Source organism: Streptomyces sp. NPDC104381 (genome assembly GCF_055583745.1).
This window is the reverse complement of the sequence record NZ_JBVJNK010000002.1, coordinates 621,082-634,229: the sequence shown is the minus strand read 5'-3', so window position 1 is coordinate 634,229 and position 13,148 is coordinate 621,082. Positions and strand designations below refer to the sequence as shown.

General features: G+C 72.7%; 12 protein-coding genes. 4 read left to right on the top strand and 8 right to left on the bottom strand.

All coding sequences use genetic code 11. The annotated features are described in order from the left end of the window. Positions 1-65 precede the first annotated feature (65 nt). The 4 genes from ACZ607_RS07845 to zapE all read right to left on the bottom strand — a co-directional run bounded on the left by ACZ607_RS07845 (position 66) and on the right by zapE (position 3,988). Complete coding sequence (locus tag ACZ607_RS07845) at positions 66-1,442, bottom strand: alkaline phosphatase PhoX (RefSeq protein WP_469732845.1); 1,377 nt, start codon at positions 1,440-1,442, stop codon at positions 66-68. Positions 1,443-1,658: 216 nt separating this feature from the next. Next, on the bottom strand, positions 1,659-2,096 hold the full coding sequence (locus ACZ607_RS07840; RefSeq protein ID WP_469732841.1) for a peptidase inhibitor family I36 protein: 438 nt from the start codon (positions 2,094-2,096) through the stop codon (positions 1,659-1,661). 268 nt (positions 2,097-2,364) lie between these two features. Next, on the bottom strand, positions 2,365-2,790 hold the full coding sequence (locus tag ACZ607_RS07835) for an OsmC family protein (RefSeq protein ID WP_099174907.1): 426 nt from the start codon (positions 2,788-2,790) through the stop codon (positions 2,365-2,367). A gap of 82 nt (positions 2,791-2,872) precedes the next feature. Continuing rightward, the gene (zapE, locus tag ACZ607_RS07830) at positions 2,873-3,988 is read right to left on the bottom strand and encodes a cell division protein ZapE (protein WP_469732839.1); all 1,116 of its coding nucleotides are present in this window, start codon (positions 3,986-3,988) and stop codon (positions 2,873-2,875) included. 134 nt (positions 3,989-4,122) lie between these two features. Between zapE and ACZ607_RS07825 the strand changes: the two genes are divergently transcribed. The 4 genes from ACZ607_RS07825 (at position 4,123) to msrB (ending at position 7,379) form a co-directional block, all read left to right on the top strand. Further along, the gene (locus ACZ607_RS07825; RefSeq protein WP_469732837.1) at positions 4,123-4,896 is read left to right on the top strand and encodes a pyrimidine reductase family protein; all 774 of its coding nucleotides are present in this window, start codon (positions 4,123-4,125) and stop codon (positions 4,894-4,896) included. A 157-nt stretch (positions 4,897-5,053) separates the two neighbouring features. Beyond that, a complete protein-coding gene (locus ACZ607_RS07820) occupies positions 5,054-5,506 on the top strand; it encodes an indole-3-glycerol phosphate synthase (RefSeq protein ID WP_469732835.1) in 453 nt (150 codons plus the stop codon). Between the two features lie 61 nt (positions 5,507-5,567). After that, on the top strand, positions 5,568-6,962 hold the full coding sequence (murC, locus tag ACZ607_RS07815; RefSeq protein ID WP_469732833.1) for a UDP-N-acetylmuramate--L-alanine ligase: 1,395 nt from the start codon (positions 5,568-5,570) through the stop codon (positions 6,960-6,962). 9 nt (positions 6,963-6,971) lie between these two features. Then, the gene (gene msrB / locus ACZ607_RS07810; RefSeq protein ID WP_469732832.1) at positions 6,972-7,379 is read left to right on the top strand and encodes a peptide-methionine (R)-S-oxide reductase MsrB; all 408 of its coding nucleotides are present in this window, start codon (positions 6,972-6,974) and stop codon (positions 7,377-7,379) included. A 51-nt stretch (positions 7,380-7,430) separates the two neighbouring features. Here the strand turns inward: msrB and ACZ607_RS07805 are convergent, their stop codons facing one another. The 4 genes from ACZ607_RS07805 to ACZ607_RS07790 form a co-directional block, all read right to left on the bottom strand. Next, positions 7,431-9,602, bottom strand: coding sequence for an MMPL family transporter (locus ACZ607_RS07805; RefSeq protein ID WP_469732830.1), 2,172 nt, complete (start codon positions 9,600-9,602; stop codon positions 7,431-7,433). A 40-nt stretch (positions 9,603-9,642) separates the two neighbouring features. Then, entirely contained in the window at positions 9,643-10,197 is a 555-nt protein-coding gene (locus tag ACZ607_RS07800) for a TetR/AcrR family transcriptional regulator (protein WP_469732829.1), read from the bottom strand. Between the two features lie 89 nt (positions 10,198-10,286). Continuing rightward, on the bottom strand, positions 10,287-11,660 hold the full coding sequence (locus ACZ607_RS07795) for an amidohydrolase (protein ID WP_469732828.1): 1,374 nt from the start codon (positions 11,658-11,660) through the stop codon (positions 10,287-10,289). Positions 11,661-11,731: 71 nt separating this feature from the next. Beyond that, a complete protein-coding gene (locus ACZ607_RS07790; protein WP_469732826.1) occupies positions 11,732-13,009 on the bottom strand; it encodes an amidohydrolase family protein in 1,278 nt (425 codons plus the stop codon). Between the last annotated feature and the right edge of the window lie 139 nt (positions 13,010-13,148).

Here is a 13,148-nt window from a genome sequence, read left to right as displayed (position 1 = left end):
CCGTGCACGGCGCTCCGGCCGCCCGCCCGGCGGGCGGCCGGATCACCCGTCCGCTGGTGTCCCGGTCAGTGCCAGGGGCCGGTCACCGCGAAGGTCGTCCCCGGCGTGTAGCAGTTCACGAACATCGTCCCGCCGTCCGGCGAGAAGGTGACGCCCGCGAACTCGCCCCACTCCGGCTCCTCGGCGGTCCCGATGTTCTGCCGGCCCCGGGCCATCGCGTAGACCTCGCCGCGCCGTGTCACCCCGAGCACGTGCTGGGCGCCGCCGCCGTCCTCGCAGACCATCAGCCCGCCGCCCGAGGCGAGGCAGATGTTGTCCGGGGACTCGCCCGGCAGCTGGACGTCGGTGTCCGGGCCGAAGACGATCACCAGGGTGAGCCGGCGGCGCTTCGGCTCGTACCGCCAGACCTGGCCGAAGTGGTCGGCGGCCGACCCCTCCGAGCTGTGCGCGAAGCTGGAGACGAAGTACACCGACGAACCGCCCCAGTAACAGCCCTCCAGCTTCTGGGCGTGGGTGATGCCCTTCGGCCCGAAGTCCTGCAACCGGATCGGCGTCCCGGCCGCCTGCGGATCCGGTACGGGGACCCACTCGATCCGGTCGAAGGTCGCACCCGTCTCCTGGATCACGGAGAGGTCGGGCACGCCCGGTACCCGCATGGCCTCCAGCGTGCCGCCGGCCCGCAGGGAGCCCGTCCCGCCGAGCGGCTTCTCGGGGAGGAAGCGGTAGAAGAGCCCGAACGGCTTCTCGAACGCGTCCTCCGTCTCGTACACGATGCCGTTGCGCGGGTCGACCGCGATGGCCTCGTGCTGGAAGCGGCCCATCGCGGTCAGCGGGACGGCCCCGGTACGGCGCGGATCGGCGCCGTCCACCTCGAAGATGAAGCCGTGGTCCTTCGTGTAGCCGTTGGTGCCGGCCCGGTCCTCGGTCTCCTCGCAGGTCAGCCAGGTGTTCCAAGGGGTGGGGCCGCCTGCGCAGTTGACGGCCGTGCCCGCGATGGCGACGCGCTCGCCGTGCACGGTGCCGCGGCCGTCGAGTTCGAGAGCCGTACAGCCGCCCTTGCCCATCGGGTCGTAGGTGAGGCCCTCGATCGTGGGAACCGCGATCTTCGCGCTCTCGCGGTTCTCGTGGTTGCGCACGAGGTGGACGCGCCCGTGGCGGCCCGCGAAGGCCGCCATGCCGTCGTGGTTGCTGGGGACCCGGCCCTCGCCCGAGCGGAGTTGGTCGCCCTCCCGGGAGAGCACCCGATAGCGGAAACCTTTCGGCAGGTCGAGCAGGCCGTCGGGGTCCGGCAGGAGGGGGCCGTAGCCGCTGTGGCCCCGGGCGTCGGCGGTGCCGGAGAAGAGTTCCGTGAAGGCCCCGGTGAAGGCGACCGAGGCGGCGGTCGCGGCGCTGCCGGCCAGGACCTGTCGTCGTGTGGCGAGGTGACGCGGTGCGGATGACATGAGGCAACTCCCTGTTGGCGGACAGGTGAAGTGACGTGCTCGGTCAGGCCTGCCCCGTGGGAAGCCCTCCTGAACACTGTCATGCTCATGTATAACGCGGGGGTCCGGCGGCCGCGCCGGACAGGCCCGTCGAGGGCCCTCTCCCGCCCGTCGGCGCGGGGAGGGCCCCCGGGAGGCGTCCTCAGTGGTCACCGGCCCCGTGGCGGCCGGACCCCGTCACCCGCAGGCGCCGGTGATCCACTGGTGCGAGCGCAGCGCACGGCCCTGGGTGAAGTTGCCGCCCTTGCCCTGCGGGGTGCAGCCGACGCGGTTGGAGTAGGTGGCGCCCGAGTAGTAGGCGACGCCGGACTTGCTGCTGGTGCCGGCGTTCCACACGGACCTGGCCAGGGTGCCGTTCTTGGCCCAGGAGCACTGGAGGCTTCCGGCGTACCAGTCGGGGTCGGCGTCGAGCCAGGTGCACTTCGAGCCGGTGTAGTTGGCCCCGGACCAGAAACAGACGTGTCCGGAGGCACAGGAGGCGGCCGCGGCGGCCGACTGCGCCGCGGTGGGCTGGGCCACGGTCGTGGCCGCGCCGGCCTGGCCGGGGAGGGCGACGACCGCCGCACAGGCGGCGGCCATGCCGAGTGCGGCCTTGACCTTCTGGAGTCGATTCATGGCAGTGCTCCTTCACGAGACCGATGCGTTCCGGTGAGCGCGGAAGTCAGGGCCCCGGGGCCGCGCCCTTGCGTCAGTGAGTATTCCTGCCGACCGGGGCCCAACTTCTGTGCTGGTGAAGGCAATTGCTGCCACCCGGGTGCAGGATGCTGCCAGCCGGGGTGCACGGGTTCCGCCGGGATCCGGGCAGCGCGGCGACCGCCGGCCGGACGCGGACACACGTGTCCCCCGGGAGGCGGGGCCTCCCGGGGGACGGTGGTGCGGATGCTCAGGCCAGCGACGCGGTGAGCGTGATGGTGGTGCCCGAGAGCGCCTGGCTGACCGGGCAGTTCGCCTTGGCGTCCTCGGCGGCCTTCACGAAGCCCGCCTCGTCGAGACCCGGGACCGAGCCCTCCACCGTGAGGTGGATACCGGTGATGCCGGTGCCGGGCTGGAAGGTGACCTCGGCCTGGGTGTTCAGCCGGGTGGGCGGGGTGCCCGCGGTGGCCAGACCGTTGGACAGTGCCATCGAGAAGCAGCTGGAGTGCGCGGCCGCGATGAGCTCCTCCGGGCTGGTCTTGCCGTTCGCCTTCTCCGCGCGGGACGGCCAGGAGACCGGGTACGCCCCGATCCCCGAGGAGTCGAGGGTGACAACGCCGTTGCCCTCGAGCAGGTTGCCTTCCCAGACCGTGTGCGCCTGACGCGTGGTAGCCATGCTGATCCCTTCAAACGGTGTGCGCGGTTGTACGGGGGTGGCCGGGCGCTTCGTCGTGCCCGGCCGGTGTCACGCCCCGAACCTACTGCGCCACCAGTCCCTTTGCGTCACGGGCCAGCGCGGTCAGTCGCGAGATCGCCCGGAAGTACTTCTTCCGGTACCCGCCGTTCAGCATCTCGTCGCTGAACAGCCGGTCGAAGGGGAGGCCGGAGGCGAGCACCGGGACCTCGCGGTCGTACAGCCGGTCCGCGAGCACCACCAGGCGCAGCGCCGTCGACTGGTCGGGCACGGGCCGCACATCGGTGAGGCAGACCGCCGTGATCCCGTCCGTCAGCGCGCCGTACCGGCTCGGGTGCACCCGGGCGAGATGGTCGAGCAGGGCCGGGAAGTCGTCGAGCGAGGCGCCGGCGGTGGCGTACGCGGCCCTGGTGACCTGGTCGTCGGAGTACGGCGCGGGCGCGTCGGGCAGTCCCCGGTGGCGGTAGTCCTCGCCGTCGATCCGCAGCGGCCGGAAGTGCGCGGACAGCCCCTGGATCTCGCGGAGGAAGTCGGCCGCCGCGAACCGGCCCTCGCCGAGCTTGCCGGGGAGCGTGTTCGAGGTGGCGGCCAGCGCGACACCCGCCTCCACGAGCCTGCTGAGCAGGGAGGACACCAGCACGGTGTCGCCCGGGTCGTCCAGTTCGAATTCGTCGATGCAGAGCAGACGGTGCCCGCTCAGGGTCTGCACGGTCTGCTGGAAGCCCAGCGCGCCGACCAGGTTCGTCAGCTCGACGAAGGTGCCGAAGGCCTTGAGTGAGGGCGCGGCGGGGGTCGCGTGCCAGAGCGAGGCGAGCAGGTGCGTCTTGCCGACGCCGTAGCCGCCGTCGAGATAGACACCGCGCGGCCCGGCGGGCGCGGCCGCCTGCTTCCTGCCGAACAGCCCGCCGGCCGCCCGCCGCCAGCCCTTCCCGCCCGACCCCGTGGCGTGCGCCCCGCCGAGTCCCGCGGCGAACGAGCTGAGCACTTCGACCGCCTCGGTCTGGCTCGGCTGGTTCGGGTCGGGTACGTACGTATCGAAGCGCACCGAGTCGAAGCGCGGTGGCGGCACCATCTCCGCGACCAGGCGATCGGCGGGGACGCGCGGTTCGAGGGCGCACAGGGACTGCGGGGCCGTTTCGGCTATGGGGCTCTGCCCCGGCACGGCTGTGGAGGACGACACAACTCTCCACCTTAAGGCCTCGCCCGCGACGGGGGAGTCGGCTCCCGCCCGGGGCTCCCGCCCAGCTCCTTCCCGGGCCCCCGGGCGGGCTCCGTCGCGGGTGGGGCACCGGGTGCCGTGCCAGACTGCTGGGCATGCGACGCCTGCTCCCCGTGACGGACCTGACCACCCCAGCCGCTTCCGCCGCCGACCGTGAGTGGACGCTCGAGGAGCTGGCCGACGCCTACGCGTACCCGGAGGGCCGGCGCCCCTGGCTCCGGGCCAACATGGTCTCCACCCTGGACGGCGCCGCCCAGCACGACGGCCGCTCCCAGGGCATCTCCAGCCCGAGCGACATGCGGATCTTCGGCACCCTCCGGGGGCTGGCCGACGCGGTCGTGGTGGGCGCCGAGACGGTGCGCCTGGAGGGCTACCGGCCGGCGAAGGCCCGCGCGGCCTTCGCCGCACGGCGCGAGGCCGCGGGGCAGGGGCCCGCCCCCGCCATCGCGGTGGTCAGCGCGAGCATGGACCTCGACTTCTCGCTCCCGCTCTTCGCCTCGCCGGTGGTCCCGACCCTCGTGGTCACCGGGGCGACGGCGCCCTCGGACCGGGTCGACGCGGCCCGGAAGGCGGGGGCCGAGGTCCTGTTCGCCGGGGACGGAGCCGCCGTCGATCCCGCGCGCGCCGTCGCGACGCTGGCCGGGCGGGGCTTCGGCCGGCTCCTCACCGAGGGCGGACCGCGGCTGCTCGGCCAGTTCATGGCGGCAGGGGTGCTGGACGAGCTCTGCCTGACCGTCTCCCCGCTGCTCACCGCCGGGAAGGCGCAGCGCATCGCGGGCGGCCCCGCGCTCGCCGTGCCGGAACGTTTCTCCCTCATCTCGCTCCTGGAGGAGGCAGGATTCCTCTTCACTCGGTACGGGAAGTTCTGACACTTAGTGGAATTACCCGTTCCGGTTAGCTCCGGGTGGGCACACTTAGTCCTGCTACCCCTGCAATTGCGGGGAAGGATGGTTTCAGCAACAGCGGCCGTGCCTGCGGCCGACGAGATGAAGCGGAAGGGCGCCTGTCGTGTTCACAAGCGTTTTGATGATCGAGAAGCCCCTCACCCCCGAGGACGTGGAATTCGTCACGACCCTCCACGGCGAGGAGCAGATCTCGTTCGTCGTGCTGATGCAGCCCCGCAGCGACCAGGCCGATGTGCTGCTGCGGGCGATCGACGACGTGGCGATCGGCGAGCTCAGGGAAGCCGTGCGCGAGGGGGACCGGCCGGAGGGCAAGGAGGCCAGGGAGCCCGCCGAGATGGCGCTGGAGTACTCGCTCCGGGAGCTGCGCGAGGCCGGTTCCGAGGCCGTCGGACAGGTGGTCGAGGACCACCCCCTGGACAAGCTGAAGACCGTCGTCGACGACTCGGGCGCCGACGAGGTCATCGTGCTGACGGCACCGCACTACGTCGAGGAGTTCTTCCACCGCGACTGGGCCTCCCGGGCCCGGCACAAGGTCGGCGTACCGGTGCTCAAGCTCTTCGCGCACAGCGAATAGGCTGGGGGCCGTCCGGACCCATCCGGACCCAGACCCACCGAACAGCTCGGGAGAGACACGTATGGCACCCGGTATTCCTGCCGCCCTGGAACGGCCGCACTTCATCGGCATCGGCGGCGCCGGAATGTCGGGCATCGCGAAGATCCTCGCCCAGCGCGGCGCGAAGGTGGCGGGCAGCGACGCCAAGGAGTCCGCCACCGCCAAGGCCCTGCGCGCGCTGGGAGCCACCGTCCACATCGGGCACGCGGCCGGGCACCTGGCCGACGACGCGACCTCGGTGGTCGTCTCCAGCGCCATCCGTGCCGACAACCCGGAGCTGGTCCGCGCCGCCGAGCTGGACATCCCCGTCGTCCACCGCTCCGACGCCCTCGCCTCGCTGATGGACGGCCTGCGCGCCATCGCGGTCGCCGGCACCCACGGCAAGACCACCACCACGTCGATGCTCGCCGTCGCCCTGTCCGAGCTGGCCCTCGACCCCTCGTACGCCATCGGCGGCGACCTGGAGGGCCCCGGCACCAACGCCACGCACGGCAGCGGCGACATCTTCGTCGCCGAGGCCGACGAGAGCGACCGGAGCTTCCAGAAGTACGCCCCCGAGGTCGCGATCGTCCTCAACGTCGAGCTGGACCACCACGCGAACTACGCGTCGATGGACGAGATCTACGAGTCCTTCGAGACCTTCGTCGGCAAGGTCGTCCCGGGCGGCACCCTGGTCATCGCCGCCGACCAGCCCGGGGCCGTGGAGCTGACCCGGCGGGTCCGCGCGCTCTCCTCCCTCACCGTCGTCACCTACGGCGAGTCCGAGGGCGCGGACGTACGCGTGCACAAGGTCACCCCGCGCGGTCTGACCAGCGAGGTCACGGTCGTCCTCAACGGCAAGTACCTCACCTTCACGGTCTCCGTGCCGGGCCGCCACTACGCGCACAACGCGGTCGCCGCGCTCGCCGCCGGGGTCGCGCTCGGCATCCCCGCGCACAACCTGGCCTCCGCCCTCGGCAAGTACACCGGGGTCAAGCGCCGCCTCCAGCTCAAGGGCGAGGCGGCCGGCGTCCAGGTCATCGACTCGTACGCCCACCACCCCACCGAGATGACGGCCGACCTGGAGGCCATGCGCGGCGCGGCGAGCGACGCCCGCCTCCTGGTGGTCTTCCAGCCCCACCTCTTCTCCCGCACCCAGGAGCTCGGCACGGAGATGGGCCAGGCCCTGGCCCTCGCCGACGCCTCGCTGGTCCTGGACATCTACCCGGCCCGCGAGGACCCGGTCCCGGGCGTCACGAGCGCGCTGATCATCGACGCGGCGAAGGCCGCGGGCGCCGACGTCACGGCCGTCCACGACAAGGCGGCCGTCCCCGCCGCCGTCGCGGGAATGGCGAAGCCCGGCGATCTGGTTCTCACCATGGGAGCGGGCGACGTCACCGACCTCGGCCCGCAGATCCTGGACCACCTGTCGAGCTGAGGAGTCACCGTGTCGTACGACGTCGAGAAGCCGGACGAGCAATGGCGGGCGGAACTGACCCCCGCCGAGTACGCGGTGCTGCGCAAGGCCGGCACCGAGCCCGCTTTCGTGGGTGAGTACACCGACACCAAGACGGCAGGCGTCTACTCCTGCCGTGCCTGCGGTGCGGAGCTGTTCCGCTCCGACACCAAGTTCGAGTCGCACTGCGGCTGGCCGTCCTTCTACGACCCGAAGGACAGCGACGCCGTCGAGCTGCTCCAGGACAACACCATGGGCATGAGCCGCACCGAGGTGCGCTGCGCCCGCTGCGGTTCCCACCTGGGGCACGTCTTCGAGGGTGAGGGCTATCAGACGCCCACGGACCAGCGGTACTGCATCAACTCGATCTCGCTGACGCTGGCGCCGGACGAGAGCTGAGCGACCGCACCACCGGTGCCCCCGGCCCTCGGGCCGGGGGCACCGGTGCGTTCACGTCTTCACGAGCTCGACCGGCTCACGCTGCACCGGGATCTCCCGCTGCAGCCGCTCGCCCTCGATGTCGAGGTCGGGCAGGATCCGGTCGACGGGGCGGGGCAGCCACCACGCCGCGCGTCCCAGGAGGTGCATGACCGCCGGTACGAGCGCCATGCGCACGACGAAGGCGTCGACGAGCACGCCGACGGCCAGGGCGAACCCGATGGACTTGATGATCGGGTCCGGCATGAACACGAATCCGCCGAAGACGGCCGTCATGATCACTGCCGCCGCCGTCACCACGCGTCCGTTGTGGCCGACACCGCTGATGACCGACTCGCGGGCGTCGGCGCCGTGGACGAAGTCCTCCCGCATGCGCGAGACCAGGAACACCTCGTAGTCCATGGCCAGCCCGAAGAGGATGCCGATCAGGAGGATGGGCAGGAAGCTGACCAGCGGCCCGGGTGTGTCGAGGCCGACCAGCCCGGCCAGGTGCCCTTCCTGGAAGATGGCGACGGTGATCCCGAAGGTGGCGCCGATGGTCAGCAGGAAGCCCAGCGCCGCCTTGAGGGGCACCAGCACCGACCGGAAGACGAGCATCAGCAGCAGGACGGACAGCCCGACCACGAGCAGGAGATAGACCGGCAGCGCGGCGGCGAGCTTCTCCGAGACGTCGATGCCGACCGCGGTGGCACCGGTCAGTGAGACGGTGGCGCCCCCGACGTCCGCCACCCGGTCGCGGATCTCGTTGACGGTGTCCTCGGTCGCCGCGGCGGTCGGGCCGGTCTCGGGGATCACGGCCAGGAGCGCGGTGGTGCCCTTCTCGTTCATCTGCGGGGCGGCGACGGCCAGCACCCCGTCGGTGTCCATGATCAGCGCCGCGGTCTCCTTGGCCGCCGTACCGGTCGCTCGAGCGGTGTCGCCCGACACGACGGCGACCAGCCGGCCGTTGAAGCCCTCGCCGAACCCTTCGGTCGTCAGGTCGTACGCCTCGCGGTTGGGGGAGCCGACCGCCTCGGTGCTCGCGTCGGGCAGCGCCAGACGCATGTCCTGCACGGGCAGGGCGAGGGCGCCGAGTCCGGCCACCCCGAGGACGAGGACGGGCACCCGCAGCCGTGCCACGATCCGGCCCCAGCGGAAGCCGAAGCCGGCCTCGGGCCCGGCGGGGGCCGGGGCGGCCGTCCGCTCCCCGCTCCGCTGCTTGCGGGGCAGTACGCGGGCGCCCGCGAAGCCGAGGACGGCCGGCAGCAGGGTGAGGGAGACCAGCACCGCGAGAGCGACCGTGGCCGCGGCGGCCAGGCCCATGACCGTCAGGAAGGGCACACCGGCGACCGCGAGCCCCGCGAGCGCGATGACGACGGTGGCACCCGCGAACACGACGGCCGAACCGGCGGTCCCGGCCGCCCGGCCCGCCGCTTCCTCCCGGTCCATGCCGTCCAGCAGGTAGTGGCGGTAGCGGGAGGTGATGAACAGGGCGTAGTCGATGCCGACCGCCAGGCCCAGCATGAGCGCCAGGATGGGCGCGGTGCTGGTCAGCTCCACGGCGCTGCTGAGGGCGAACAGCCCCGCCATCCCGGCCGCCACGCCGACCAGCGCGTTCAGCAGGGTCATGCCCGCGGCCACCAGCGAGCCGAAGGTGAGGACCAGGACGAGGGCGGCGACGGCCACGCCGATGACCTCGGTCGAACCGATCTCCGGCACGCCCCGCATGATCTCGCCGCCGTGCTCGACCCGCAGACCGGCCGCGGACGCGCCCGCCTCGCTGAACGCCTCCCGCTGTGCGTCGGTGATGCCGTCGGCACCGGACTCGAACTGCACCTGGACCAGGGCGTAGCGGCCGTCCCGCGAGACGGCCTTGGACACGAAGGGGTCGACGGCCGCGAGGACACCGGGAACCTTCGCGGCCTCCTCGGTCACGGGAGCCACGGCCGCGGGCGTGAGCTTCCCGCCCTCGGGTGCCGCGACGACGATGGTCCCCGTCGCCCCGCCCGCCTGCGGGAACTCCCTGGCGAGCGAGTCCAGGGCCTTCTGGGACTCGGTTCCGGGGATCGAGAACTTGCTGGTGGTGGGCCCGCTGAAGGCCGCGGCGCCCCCACCGAGCAGCGCGAGCAGCAGGAGCCAGAGGGCGAGGACACGCCCTCGGCGCCGGAAGGACAGCCGGCCGAGCCGGTACAGCAGTATTGCCATGCGAAGGGGGCGTCTTTCTCTTCGGTCTGGACGGCTTCTGTCAGCTTCTGCCGGTCGGGTGCCCGAGGGTTCTCAGCGCTCCCCGGACCAGTTCGTCACGCATCGTGGCGGGCTCGGCGTCCACGCCGGCCGCGACCGTGACGGCCACGCCGCCGATCACCATCTGCGCCGTCACCCGCGCACGCGGCTCGTCCGAACGGCCGGCCAGCGCGTCCGCGAGCTGGTCGACGGCCCGGGGGATGACGGCCAGCACCGGATGGCCGAGCATGTCGGGCAGCTCGGCGAAGATGATCTTTATTTCGAGCTGGAAGCGCAGGGCGAGGCCGACGTAGCCCGTGACGGCGGATTCGACGGCCTGGCCGCCGGTCAGCGCGGCCAGCTCCTCGCCCATGGCGGAGAGCCCCTCGGCCGGAGGGGTCAGCAGCTCGGTGAGGATCGCGTCCTTGCCGGCGAAGTGGTACAGCAGGGACGCCTTGGAGCAGTGCGCCTCCACCGCGATGTCGTGCAGCGAGGTTCCCTTGAAGCCGTGCTCGGCGAAGAGACGCAGTGCGGAGTCGAGGATCTGACGGCGCATCGCGGAAGGCGGACGTGGCATGGGGACACCGTAGCTGACCGATCGGTCAGAGCTGACCGATCGGTCAGGCGATTCGGGTGACCCACGCCACATCCGGGCCCGTGGGGCTGCTACTCCGGCCGGCTCCGGCCGACGAGCTCCCCGTCGCGCGCCACGACGGCTCCGCCGTGCACGACCATGTCCCGTCGGGGCATGTCCACGACGACCTGAGGCAGGCACTCGCCCCGTACCAGGACGAAGTCGGCGGGGGCCCCGGGCCCGAGGTCCGCGTGCGCGAGGCCCATGACGTCCGCGCCCCCGTGGGTCGCGACGCGGTAGCAGTCCGCCAGCTCCTCGTCCAGACGCACGTCCGTGACCCATCCGAGCAGATGGGCGCGGTGCAGCATGTCGGCGTCGCCGAAGGGGCTCCAGGAGTCGCGTACGCCGTCGGAACCGAGCCCGACCCGGACGCCGTGCTCGCGCAGCCGTGCGATCGGCAGCACCAGGGAGTCGGACGGCGCGACCGTCGTGAGCGCGATGTCCAGATCCCCCAGTTCGGCGGCGAGGGAGCCCAGTTCACCGTCCGTGAGGCCGGGCAGGCAGAAGACGTGGCTCACGGTGACCTTGCCGGTGAGGCACAGCGCGCGCGTCCGGTCGATGATGCCGCGCAGCGCCTCGATCCCCTTCGCTCCCCGGTCGTGCAGATGGATGTCCACGCCGATGCCGTGGCGGTCGGCGATGCCGAAGACGAGGTCGAGCTGGTCGTCCAGGGCCTGGTCGAAACCGCCGGGGTCGATGCCGCCGATCATGTCGACGGCGCCGGTGCGCGCGGCTTCCTCCAGCAGCTCCGCCGTGCCCGGGGTGCGGATGACACCGTGCTGCGGGAAGGCCACGATCTGGACGTCCAGGGCGTGGCGGAGCCGCTCGCGGGCGTCCGCGAGACCCTCGACCCCGGCCAGGCCGTACGCCGGGGCCACGTCGGCGTGGGCGCGCATCGCCCGCGTGCCGCGCGTGACGGCGTGGGCCATCAGGCCGTACGCGCGTTCCGCGACGGGCCTGCGCTGACTGTGGAACAGGTCCACGTCCTGGGCGACGTAGTCCGCGATACCGCTCGCGGGCCGGCGCGACACCCAGGATCCGCCCCAGGTCGTCTTGTCGGGGTGGATGTGCGCGTCGACGAGCGACGGCAGTGCGATCCGGCCGCCACCGTCGACGACCTTCGCGCCGCGAGGCGCCGGGTCCGGTGAGACGCGGCCGCCGACGACCACGAGGTCCGTGGCCCCCGGGGCCCCGTGCAGGCGTACGTCGCGGAAGACGACGGCCCGTCCGCCGGCCGGTCCGGCACCGGACGCGGCCCCTTCGGCCGGGGCGGCGTCGGCCCGGGCGGCCGGGGCCGCCCCGGCCGCGGTCGTGGTGGCCCCGGCCGTGGTGCCGGCGAGTGCGGCGGCGCCGGCCAGCACCGTGCGACGGGAGAAGGTGCCGGGAGCGGGCGATGACGGCTGCATGGGGACTCCTGCTGCGGATCGGCGAGGCGGGGCGAGGGAAGCGGGGGAGGGGCGGCCGGGACCCGGGCGGGTCAGAGCGCGACGCCCGCACGGACCACCCGTACCGGCCGCGTGAGGACGGAGACGTCGGCCAGTGGGTCGCCGTCCACGACGATCGCGTCGCCCGCGAATCCACGCGCCAGGCGGCCCACCGTGCGCTCCAGCCCCAGGAGGCGGGCCGCGCCCGTCGTGGCGGTGCGGATCGCGTCGAGTGCGGGGAGCCCCGCCGCGCGCATCAGCTCCACCTCGCTGCCGATGGGCCGTACCGTGCCGCCGGACGAGTCCGTTCCGGCGGCGAGCGGCACGCCGCGTTCGTGCGCGGCGAGGACCGCCCGCTCCAGGACGGGGAGGTAGGTGCGCCCCCGCTCGGCGAGGACCGGGTCCGTGGACTGCGCCAGGCCGGCGATGGCGGTGAGGGTCGGCGTGAAGTACGTACCCCTGCGGAGCATTTCGTCCAGGGTGCGCTCCCCGACGAACGCGCCGTGTTCCAGCGAGCGGATGCCGGCGGTGACGGCGTCGTGGCAGCCCTGCTCGCTGTAGCTGTGGCAGAGGACGCCCTTGCCCCGTCGCCGTGCCGCGGCGACGATCTCCGAGAGCTGCTCGTGCGAGTACACCTGGGTGAGCGGGTCCTGTTCCGGCAGCCCGGCGCGCTCGTTGACGCGCGTCTTGATCACGTCCGCACCACGCGCGACGTTCACCTCCACCACGCGGCGCAGCGCCTCGGCCGAGCGGACGCCGTCCTTGAGCCGGGCGAGCGGGGTGAGGTCGGGGTCCGCGAGTACGGTCTCGCCGAGGTCCGGGGTGACGAAGACGCCCGCCGCGGTCAGCCGGGGTGCGAGGCCGGGGCTGTGCCGGGCCAGTTCGCGGACGGCGATGTCCTGGTAGAACGACGTCGACCCGCTGCGTGCGCTGGTCGCCCCCTGGCGGACCGCGTCACGGGCCTCGGTGGCCGTGCTCAGGTGGATGTGCGCGTCGACCAGGCCCGGCAGGACCCAGCGGCCGTGTGCGTCCAGGACGTCGGCGCCGCTCGGTACGGCGACGCTGCCGCGCGGTCCGGCCGCGCGCACCGTTCCGTCGCGGATGACGACGACGGCGTTCTCGGTGACCTCGCCGGTCGCCGGGTCGAGGAGCGTGCCGCCCCGGATGACGAGACCGCCGCCTCGCGCCGCGCCGCCGGAGGCGCTCCGGTCCGCGGGGACGGCCGTCGCGGGAGCCGCCGCGGCCACGGTTCCGGCGAGGGCGGCGGCACCGGCGAGGACTCCGCGGCGGGTCAGCCTGCCTGAGGGCGGGGGGAGGGCTTCGACGCACATGAGAGCTCCTTGGGGGAGTGGGCCGATGGCTACGGAGTTTGTATACCAAGCATCGATCCACCGGCAAGGATCATGTCGGCGAACGGCAGGAATGCGAGATTTGAGGCGATGGGAACCGGGGGTGGTGCCTGTGCGGTCC

What these genes read in the sequence shown, in the direction of transcription:
- ACZ607_RS07845 (WP_469732845.1), bottom strand. Translation starts at nt 1,442, where the DNA reads ATGTCATCCGCACCGCGTCACCTCGCCACACGACGACAGGTCCTGGCC.
- ACZ607_RS07840 (WP_469732841.1), bottom strand. Translation starts at nt 2,096, where the DNA reads ATGAATCGACTCCAGAAGGTCAAGGCCGCACTCGGCATGGCCGCCGCC.
- ACZ607_RS07835 (WP_099174907.1), bottom strand. Translation starts at nt 2,790, where the DNA reads ATGGCTACCACGCGTCAGGCGCACACGGTCTGGGAAGGCAACCTGCTC.
- ACZ607_RS07825 (WP_469732837.1), top strand. Translation starts at nt 4,123, where the DNA reads ATGCGACGCCTGCTCCCCGTGACGGACCTGACCACCCCAGCCGCTTCC.
- ACZ607_RS07820 (WP_469732835.1), top strand. Translation starts at nt 5,054, where the DNA reads ATGATCGAGAAGCCCCTCACCCCCGAGGACGTGGAATTCGTCACGACC.
- murC (WP_469732833.1), top strand. Translation starts at nt 5,568, where the DNA reads ATGGCACCCGGTATTCCTGCCGCCCTGGAACGGCCGCACTTCATCGGC.
- ACZ607_RS07805 (WP_469732830.1), bottom strand. Translation starts at nt 9,602, where the DNA reads ATGGCAATACTGCTGTACCGGCTCGGCCGGCTGTCCTTCCGGCGCCGA.
- ACZ607_RS07800 (WP_469732829.1), bottom strand. Translation starts at nt 10,197, where the DNA reads ATGCCACGTCCGCCTTCCGCGATGCGCCGTCAGATCCTCGACTCCGCA.
- ACZ607_RS07795 (WP_469732828.1), bottom strand. Translation starts at nt 11,660, where the DNA reads ATGCAGCCGTCATCGCCCGCTCCCGGCACCTTCTCCCGTCGCACGGTG.
- ACZ607_RS07790 (WP_469732826.1), bottom strand. Translation starts at nt 13,009, where the DNA reads ATGTGCGTCGAAGCCCTCCCCCCGCCCTCAGGCAGGCTGACCCGCCGC.